This is a genomic window from Sphingomonas sp. NPDC092440 (assembly GCF_044754985.1).
GTDB lineage: Bacteria > Pseudomonadota > Alphaproteobacteria > Sphingomonadales > Sphingomonadaceae > Sphingomonas.
In genome coordinates this window covers 80760-88895 of sequence record NZ_JBIVQA010000017.1, presented here as the reverse complement: position 1 = coordinate 88895, position 8136 = coordinate 80760, and the positions used below count along the sequence as shown (strand labels likewise).

The 8136-nt window shown below is 60.5% G+C and carries 8 protein-coding genes and 2 pseudogenes; 7 read left to right on the top strand and 3 right to left on the bottom strand.

The window, feature by feature from the left end:
- The 4 genes and pseudogenes from ACIQCS_RS21635 to ACIQCS_RS21620 all read left to right on the top strand — a co-directional run.
- A partial coding sequence (locus ACIQCS_RS21635; protein ID WP_401531782.1) for a hypothetical protein occupies window positions 1-296 on the top strand: 296 nt, incomplete at its 5' end.
- A gap of 15 nt (window positions 297-311) precedes the next feature.
- Window positions 312-689: pseudogene (locus tag ACIQCS_RS21630) on the top strand (ATP-binding protein); the annotation flags it as partial.
- A 52-nt stretch (window positions 690-741) separates the two neighbouring features.
- Window positions 742-1110, top strand: coding sequence for an IS66-like element accessory protein TnpA (gene tnpA / locus ACIQCS_RS21625; RefSeq protein ID WP_401531781.1), 369 nt, complete (start codon window positions 742-744; stop codon window positions 1108-1110).
- Window positions 1111-1447: 337 nt separating this feature from the next.
- On the top strand, window positions 1448-1888 hold the full coding sequence (locus ACIQCS_RS21620; protein ID WP_401531779.1) for a hypothetical protein: 441 nt from the start codon (window positions 1448-1450) through the stop codon (window positions 1886-1888).
- Between the two features lie 1042 nt (window positions 1889-2930).
- On the opposite strand, the gene ACIQCS_RS21615 is transcribed toward ACIQCS_RS21620, so the two are convergent.
- Together ACIQCS_RS21615 and ACIQCS_RS21610 are read right to left on the bottom strand one after the other, a co-directional pair.
- Entirely contained in the window at window positions 2931-3482 is a 552-nt protein-coding gene (locus ACIQCS_RS21615; RefSeq protein ID WP_401531777.1) for an MgtC/SapB family protein, read from the bottom strand.
- Between the two features lie 32 nt (window positions 3483-3514).
- Window positions 3515-3991 carry a DUF2231 domain-containing protein gene (locus ACIQCS_RS21610; protein WP_401531775.1) on the bottom strand — a complete coding sequence of 159 codons (477 nt, stop codon included), beginning with the start codon at window positions 3989-3991 and terminating at the stop codon, window positions 3515-3517.
- A 636-nt stretch (window positions 3992-4627) separates the two neighbouring features.
- On the opposite strand from ACIQCS_RS21610, the gene ACIQCS_RS21605 reads away from it, so the two are divergent.
- Both ACIQCS_RS21605 and ACIQCS_RS21600 read left to right on the top strand, forming a co-directional pair.
- On the top strand, window positions 4628-5305 hold the full coding sequence (locus ACIQCS_RS21605) for a winged helix-turn-helix domain-containing protein (RefSeq protein ID WP_401531773.1): 678 nt from the start codon (window positions 4628-4630) through the stop codon (window positions 5303-5305).
- A complete protein-coding gene (locus ACIQCS_RS21600; protein WP_401531771.1) occupies window positions 5295-6698 on the top strand; it encodes an ATP-binding protein in 1404 nt (467 codons plus the stop codon). The genes ACIQCS_RS21605 and ACIQCS_RS21600 overlap by 11 nt, the downstream gene beginning before the upstream one ends.
- A 675-nt stretch (window positions 6699-7373) precedes the next feature.
- On the opposite strand, the gene ACIQCS_RS21595 is transcribed toward ACIQCS_RS21600, so the two are convergent.
- Window positions 7374-7526 carry a hypothetical protein gene (locus tag ACIQCS_RS21595; protein WP_401531769.1) on the bottom strand — a complete coding sequence of 51 codons (153 nt, stop codon included), beginning with the start codon at window positions 7524-7526 and terminating at the stop codon, window positions 7374-7376.
- A 217-nt stretch (window positions 7527-7743) separates the two neighbouring features.
- Here ACIQCS_RS21595 and ACIQCS_RS21590 point away from each other — a divergent pair.
- Window positions 7744-8136 (top strand): annotated as a pseudogene (locus ACIQCS_RS21590) (hypothetical protein); the annotation flags it as partial.

Here is an 8136-nt window from a genome sequence, read left to right as displayed (position 1 = left end):
GGATCGACAAGGCTCCCTCGTTATGGAGCCTGCTTGAATCGACCAGATTCATGATTCGTTCCCCGCCACCTGCACCAAAAGTGCGGGAGAACCCAAAAGTGGGCTTTGAAAATTCCCTGATTGTTGGACCTGGTTGCCAATGCGCCGGGGTTAACCCCGGTGCATTGGCAACGCCAAAATCGGCGCGAGAAGACCTCCTCGTGGGAGGCGCCGCCGATGATCCGACTTGGAGAAGCCATGATGATACTGGAGTTGCATCGACAGGGGCTGCGCTCCAGATCCGCCTCTCATCCTGATCGTCGCGCCATACCTATCGCGCCAAAACGAAGGGAAAGGTCGAGCGGCCGTTCCGCTACATCCGCGAGGACTTCTTCCTGGGGCGATCCTTCCGCAACATGGAGGATCTCAACGCCCAGCTCATCGACTGGCTCGACACGGTCGCCAATGTCCGGGTGCATGGCACGACCCAACGCGTGGTGATCGAGGCCTTCGCCGAGGAGCGGGAGGAGTTGCAGCGCTTGCCCGAGCACCGGTTCAACGCCGACGAACTGCTGGGCAAAGAGTTGTCGCTGCGTGAAAACCGGCGGATCAAGGCGGCCCTGCGCATGGCCCGGCTCCCCGTCGTAAAGACACTCGCCGGCTACGACTTCTCGTTCGTACCCATCCGGCGGAGCCCGCCTTGCCGCTGAGCTGAGGGGCCGGTCTTTAGCGTGCTCGTAAGAGTGCGCTTTGGAGCGGTCGATGGGGCAGATCACGGTGTTTTCCGGGCCGGAGCGGCGTCGCCGCTGGAGCGACGAGGAGCGGCTGGAGATTCTCAACCAGGCGTTTGCGCCGGGTGCCTGCGTCGCCGAGGTCTGCCGGCGGTACGATATCTCGTCGGCGCTGATCTACACGTGGCGGCGGAAGCTGCGTGAAGCTCATGCCGAGCCGGTATCTGATGATTTGCCAACGCCCGGTTTCGCCGCGGCAGTGATGATCGAGGACGTGGAAGCAGCACGCCCTGATCTGCAGCCCGCGATCGTCATCGACCTGGCGCGCGGCAAGCGGATCAGCATCTTTGCCTCAGCTTCGCCGGCGCTGGTGGCTTCGGCGTTGAAGGCATTGCGATGATCCCATCGGGTGCGCGGGTATGGATCGCGATGGGGCACACGGATACCGTCGCGGCTATCGAGGGGGCCATTCCCCAACTCGATGGCGCGCGTGACATCACCGATGCTTTCCATGTGATGCCGCGCAAGAATGCGGTCTGGCAAGTGATAGCTTGTCGAAGATTGAGCGAGGAGACGGCCATGGATACGTACGTCTCGGCATCCCCTCTATCAATTCAAAGGCCTGGTCAGTCGAGAGTCTTACAGCGAGTTCACCAAGAGCTCAGTCTGATGCCATAAGCGTGATCGAAGCTTCTCAAGCGGCGGCAGCCCAAGTCCGCTGACGAGGAGAATCTGTCATGAACACGATCTTAACTCGGGGCACAAGGCCGTGTGGTTGCAACGGCCACTTCCGACGGCGGAATCTCTATCGAGGCGGTGCTGGCATCGTTCTGGCGAGTTTGCTGTTGGCTGGTGTTAATGCGGTGCACGCCGCCGACACGACGCAGCCCGATCGCTTCGCGTCGCTGACCGTATACGGAAACGATCCATGTCCGCCGGGAACCGACAGTGATATCGCCGTTTGCGGGCGTGAACCCCAATTCGAGCGCTATCGAATTCCAAAGAACCTGCGCGAAACCAAATATCACGCGCCCGCGCAGAGTTGGGCTAGCCGGGTGCGTATCCTCGACGATGCGTCTCGTATGGGACGACCGAACAGTTGCTCGGTAGTTGGGGCTGGCGGACAGACCGGCTGCTATGCTCATGCCCTCGAGCAGTGGTTCGCCGAGCGTCGCTAAGCTAGCTAATTCCGCCGGCCGGCCTCAATCGAGGCCCATAATGAGGCTCACGCTTCGCGAGTGCGGCGGTCGAAAGGCCATAACCTTGCCGTCGTCGCTTGATCGGGAAGAGTCACGTTCTTTCCATGAAGGCCAAGCCCGCAGGGTCGAGATGAAGTCCGAACGCTAGATGCGCCGCAGCTACGGCGCGAAGCCGGACGGGCGAGTCCTTTGATAGGTCGCGCCACGCGACGGATCTCTGAGCGCCGTTCACATCGCTCCGGATACGTTCGGCAAGCGCTTCGACTTCGTCCGATGTCGGCACGCGCCCAGCTCCCATACAGGCAATTAGACATGGGTGAAATATCCGGTCAAGGTCGGATGAAGCATCGTTCTTATGCCTTAGCTGGCTCTCGCTCGAACCGAGAGCTCGGGCAAACGGAGGGCGCATCAATTTTGTGCCTCAATCGGCGGAGAGCGATGTTTGTATCTCGAATTCCCAGCGCCGCGATGATCCGTGAATTGTAAAATCGCGCCATTGGCAGATGAGAAGTTCGGTTCGCGGACGGACCGCGCACCTGCGGATCGCGGCATTATCTCCTCCTCAGGCAACAGGCGAAACGCTTTCAATGTCTTGCTACGGACCAGCGCTATCGTAAATGGTTGACCCCGACCGCCCCGGGGTAAGGCGGCCGGGGTCTTTGCCGGCATCATCGTTGAATACAAGAACGCACTCGATGCCGGACAGACGGGCCAAGGGGCTGGCCCCGTCACTCGAATTCGGCTGATCTCCCTTTCCTGGCTGTTATCGAACTTGTGGTTGAAACGTCGTCGGCTGAGCAATGTCGCCCGCGGTCCAGCGGCGCTTTCGCTTGAATAATCAAGTCCGAAGGAGCGGCCGATCACCGGCAACATTGACGCGCCTCTTCTGTATCGTCACCTTTCTCCCTTCAGTCATATGGTGCTCCGCTTGTCTGAGCTGTCGAATACATTATTGTCACTTCGGGCCGGCTTCTTGCCCGGGTTGGTCGCATCATACCGTCCAATCCATCTGCGTACGGTCTCAGTGTTCAAGGCGTGAAATTGCAGCGGTCGCGATTGTGTCATCGGATGCGGAGCGCGGCGCCGCTGGGGCGTCGTGAGCATCACCCCCCGGGCCTTTGTCGTTGGTACTTTCATGCACGCGTCGTGCACGATGCGAGAAGTGAGCCCAGCCCGGCAGCCGATGGAGTTCAAGAACACCCAGGATCAATAGCGCCGTGATAGCGGCAAGGTGGTAAATCCCGTAGGCCGCGCTCAGCCCCACCGCGGCGGAAGCCCAAAGCGTTGCCGCCGTCGTCAACCCGGTCACACGACCAGTGTCTCGCAGAATTATACCTGCACCGATGAACCCGATCCCGGTGACGATGCCGGCGGAAATTCGACCCTGGTCACCGATCGCTCCCGAAATAAGACCGAAAGCGCACGCGCCCAGCGCGGTTGCCATATATGTTCGAATACCCGCTTCCCGACCACGGCGTTCGCGTTCCCATCCGATCAGTGCTCCCAGTAGAGCCGCCAGGAGAATGCGACCCACATCGATGAACCAAGGCACGTCGGCCGCGACTGCGGTCATCAAGAGACTCGGAGATCCCGCCATGCCCGCGCTCAAAACGCGAGGTGGCGCAGGCCGCCGTGCATGAACGATCCGCCAAGCCACCCCTGGATTGAGATCGCGACCGTCAGCCCTGCCAGGAGCAACCAGTAAACGGCGCGGTCCTTACGCTGCCGCCGCCGACGCGCGAAGGCCAGATACACGAGCAGGCTTGCAAACGCGGCGATCGAAGTTCCAAGCCAACGATGCGTCATCAAGACCGGATTGCGGTCCGCAAGATAGAAGCCGCCGGCGAACCAGCCGAGCGACGCGGCAACGATCGCGCCAAGGGTGCCGACGACCAGCATGATACGCGCGACGTGCTGATAGCGCGCATTCCGCCTCCACAAACCGAAGAGCTCGATCCCGAAAGCGCCGATAATCATGGCGATCGGAAAATGAATGACCATGACATGGAGACGGCCGAGCCAGTTGAAGAGCCGTTGCGAGAAGGTTTTCCCAACCAGCGAGCCATCATGCATGTGGCCCATTGACGCCTCGTCGCCCGGGTGAGCGTCAGTCGCCGGGTTTCGATCCATTTGCATACCAGCATTTTTGCCGTCTCGTTGTGGCGCCGAGACGTTGGCCGGCCCTGGTCCAGCCCCTAGCTCGTTGGGATCGTGGGCGGCTGCCGGAGCGCCCGCAAAGACGGTCATAGCTACGAATAGGGCAAGGGCCCGTTTGCTGGATATCATCGATAATGCCCTGCTCATTGACTGGAAATTGTCAGCCCCAAGGCGACCACCGCGAGCATCGAGACGATTAACCCGATCTCGCTCAAGACGATCTTATGAGCCATTGCCATCGATCTGACCTAGTGCTTTGGAATGTCTCTGACGGCTCCATTACAAGGGTTTCATTGACGGTGCGTTGACTCGCCGGTGCCCGGTGCCCGGTGCTGCTCGTCGCTCGGGTCGAAGCTTATCTGATTACATGGTTGTAATGTCTGCCACAGGCAGATGGAACGTACGCGCGCGCTACTGAACGCGTAGGGCCAGACCTCGAAACTCCATCCTCCTCAGGGCGCAGGCGATGTCGAGAACAGGCGACTGGCTCGGCTCGCGGTGTTAAAGTGGATGGCGACGTGGAGCTCAGACTTGCTCGTTAATGCAAATTGAGGTGACCGCATGAAGCTGCTTTTGATCGAAGATGACAGCGCGACGGCGGACTATGTCAGGCAGGGGCTGATCGAGCTGGGCCATGCGTGCGATCACAGTGCGACCGGGATCGATGGTCTGACGTCTGCACTCACCAATAGCTACGACGCCATCATCCTGGACCGGAGCCTGCCGCAACTCGATGGGCTCTCGGTGCTGCAAGCCTTGCGGGCCGAAGGCAAGACCGTTCCCGTACTCATCCTGAGCGCGCTTGGTCAAGTCGATGATCGTATCCGCGGTCTCGACAGTGGCGCAGACGATTATCTGCCGAAGCCATTTTCCTTCCAGGAGTTGATCTCGCGGCTGGCCGCCATCATTCGCCGCGGTGAGGGCGCCGCATCCACCACGGTCGTGCGGCGGGTGGCGGATCTTGACCTGGATCTCTTGTCGCGCTCCGCGCGACGCGGCGAGCGGGCAATCGAGCTGTTCGCCAAGGAATTCCAGATCCTAGACTACCTCGTCCGACATGCTGGCCAGGTGGTGACCAGAACTATGATGCTCGAGGCCGTATGGGACTATGGTTTCGATACCGGAACGAATGTCATCGATGTCCACATCAGCCGGTTACGCGCGAAAATCGATCATCCCGGGGAGCGACCGTTGCTTCAAACTGTGCGCGGAGCGGGCTATCGTCTCGATGCACGATAGGCGAAAGCAGACCCATGCCGCCGCATTCAGGGGCGCGCTATGGGTTACACTTGCCGCCCTGGTTGCAACAGTCACGGCGCTGACCTTGCAATACGTCCGCACCATCAGCCTCCTTGATACCGAGGCACGGCATATGGTGGGCGCCGAAATTACAGGATTGGTCGATCGCTACAATGCAGGAGGTTTGACCGAGCTGACGCGTTTCGTCGACGCCCGTGCGCGACGTGACGAAGCGAGGGATTTTGTCTACGTGGTTGCGGACGACAGATTCGAGGTCATTGCCGGTGATCTTTCCGTCTGGCCGCGCGACATGCGTCAATACGGCTGGAGCCGCTCAGCGGTGCCGCTCAAGAGCGGGCAGGGCACCGTCAAGCATGATATCGAGGCGCAAGTCGTTCCTTTGGGTAGCAAAAGTCGCCTCCTCGTCGGGCATCTCGCGAGCGGGCGGGCCCGGCTGCGCGAGCGCTTCATCGAAACCCTGATCTGGTCGATTGGACTCACCTCGCTGATCGGATTGGGACTGGGATGGTTGATCAGTCGTCGCGCGCTCCGTTTTGTCGAACGGGTAAGTGACACCGGTGAGAGGTTCCTCGCCGGCCGCCTGGATGAGCGCCTGCCGACAACTGGGAACGGCGACGAATATGATCGACTGGCAGAAACGGTAAACGCCTGCTTTTCCGAAGTCGAACGGATGGTCGCCAGCTTGCGCGCTGCGACCGACGGGCTCGCGCACGACTTGAAGACGCCGATCACCAGAATCAAGGCTCGAATCGAGCTGGCGATCCTGCGGAAAACGACGAGCGATCCGGGTCTGCTGCTCGACACCACGCATGACCTCGATGCTCTTCTCAAGCTCATCAACGACCTGCTGGGACTTGCGCGCACCGAGGCACTGACGTCCGAAGCGTTCGAGCGGGTCGACCTGGCAGCGATCGCAAGGGAGGCCGTCAATCTCTATGAGCCGGCCGCCGACAGCGAAGGGCGGCGGCTCGTCGGCCATGCGCAACCAGCGGTCGTGGAAGGCGTTCGCCCGCTGTTGATGCAGGCGGTGGTCAACCTGATTGACAATGCTCTCAAATATGGCGGTGCCGCCGCCAATGTGGAGGTGCGCACAGAAACCCGCGACGGCCGTGTCATTCTTTCCGTAGCGGACGATGGCCCTGGTATCGGCCATAACGATCGTGAGCGGGCGGTCGCGCGTCTCACCCGTTTGGATGCTAGCAGGACAACGCCCGGCAGTGGGCTGGGTCTGTCGATTGTCTCCGCTGTCGTGCGGGCACACGGCGGCACGTTGTCGCTGCACGACAACCAGCCTGGTCTCAAGGTTGTGATGAGCCTGCCAGCCTACGGGGGCGCGCGTCCGGCGCGCAAGGACGGTCCGTCGGCAATCTAACGCAGACTGTCCGGGCCTGAACGAGAGATTCCATGCCCTCCGCTGTCCAATCCCCCCGAGGAGCTTCCGTGTCGATCGGTAAATCGGTTTTAACCGGTGCGACAAGCTGGTGCGAACTTCGCAGCCCAAGGTATTGCGTATCATTAGCAATGCTGCCGGCGTCGGTGAGCAGGTACAAAAGGTCTCAGACGCCGCCTGATTAACTGAGCAGCATTGGCAAAATCAATCGATGTGCCGCTCAACGCGGCGTATCGCCTGACAAGGGATGAAACGTGAAATCGCTTTGGAGACTGGCTGCTGCTCTTTTCACGGCTCTTGTCGCATACCCTGTGGCCGCGCAATCGCATAGCGCAGCGGCTCATCCGGCAGACATTGCCGCTGGCCATTCCACATCCTCGGAGATCGGGCAAAATCACAATCCGATGGCCGTAACGTCATTTACAGCGGTGGGCACGTCGCGGCGCGAAATACTGGCAGCTGGAATGCGCGCAGTGCGGCTTTCCCTATGCGTGGTTCAGGGCACGGTGGGCACCGTTATGCCAATTGCCGCCATGACCACCAACCCTATGCGACGCTCGGCAGGTGGCATTGCGGAACTGGCAACCAGGACAGCGAACGACACACTCGACGACCAACAGCGGGAGTAGCCGAAAGATGCGCAGACGATGGACGCTTCTAGTGATTGCTCTCCCCGCCGCCGTGCTGGGTGGATGCATCGGTCGGCAGGAAATGCTGTTCCGGCATGAGACGACCTGCAGCGCTTATGGTTTCGTGCCGGGGAGCCAAGGCTTCGCCAATTGCCTCCTTCAACTGGAGATGGCCGATCATGGTTATAGTCATCACGGGCGACCGGGCAGTTTTTGGCCAGGAATGGCGCCTCCGCCTCTGCCTGGTCCGCGCTGATGATTGAATTCGACGGCAACAAACGATGCCCGGCCAGGTTCCGTGGGTACCACTCTTTTAAGGCGCCGGCGAAGATGTGAGCAGAATTGACGAGGCCCGCCCTCGGCCGCGCCAACTTGGTCAAAATCGGCAGGAGGTTGAGATGATGAAGAACATTCTCGCGATCGCAGCAGCGGGCGTAATGATCGCTTCGTTCCCTAGCGCTGCATGGGCGCGGGGCGGACACGGCCATGGCCACTATGCAGGACACGGTCACCATCGCGTTTATGCGCCTGTTCGTATTCGTGGCGCATCCGACCCATACGGCTACGGCTACAATTACAGACCTTTCTATGGATACCCGCCCTACGAAGGGGCCCCGGTGTTCGTCTCAATCGGCGGACATGGCCACCATCATTACTTCCATGCGGATCATGGCTACGGCGCTTGGCATGGATATTATGGCGGACACGGCTATGGCGGACACGGCTATGGCGGACACGGCTATGGCGGACACGGCTATGGCGGACACGGCTATGGCGGACACGGCTATGGC

What these genes read in the sequence shown, in the direction of transcription:
- tnpA (WP_401531781.1), top strand. Translation starts at nt 742, where the DNA reads ATGGGGCAGATCACGGTGTTTTCCGGGCCGGAGCGGCGTCGCCGCTGG.
- ACIQCS_RS21620 (WP_401531779.1), top strand. Translation starts at nt 1,448, where the DNA reads ATGAACACGATCTTAACTCGGGGCACAAGGCCGTGTGGTTGCAACGGC.
- ACIQCS_RS21615 (WP_401531777.1), bottom strand. Translation starts at nt 3,482, where the DNA reads ATGACCGCAGTCGCGGCCGACGTGCCTTGGTTCATCGATGTGGGTCGC.
- ACIQCS_RS21610 (WP_401531775.1), bottom strand. Translation starts at nt 3,991, where the DNA reads ATGGGCCACATGCATGATGGCTCGCTGGTTGGGAAAACCTTCTCGCAA.
- ACIQCS_RS21605 (WP_401531773.1), top strand. Translation starts at nt 4,628, where the DNA reads ATGAAGCTGCTTTTGATCGAAGATGACAGCGCGACGGCGGACTATGTC.
- ACIQCS_RS21600 (WP_401531771.1), top strand. Translation starts at nt 5,295, where the DNA reads ATGCACGATAGGCGAAAGCAGACCCATGCCGCCGCATTCAGGGGCGCG.
- ACIQCS_RS21595 (WP_401531769.1), bottom strand. Translation starts at nt 7,526, where the DNA reads ATGATCGGCCATCTCCAGTTGAAGGAGGCAATTGGCGAAGCCTTGGCT.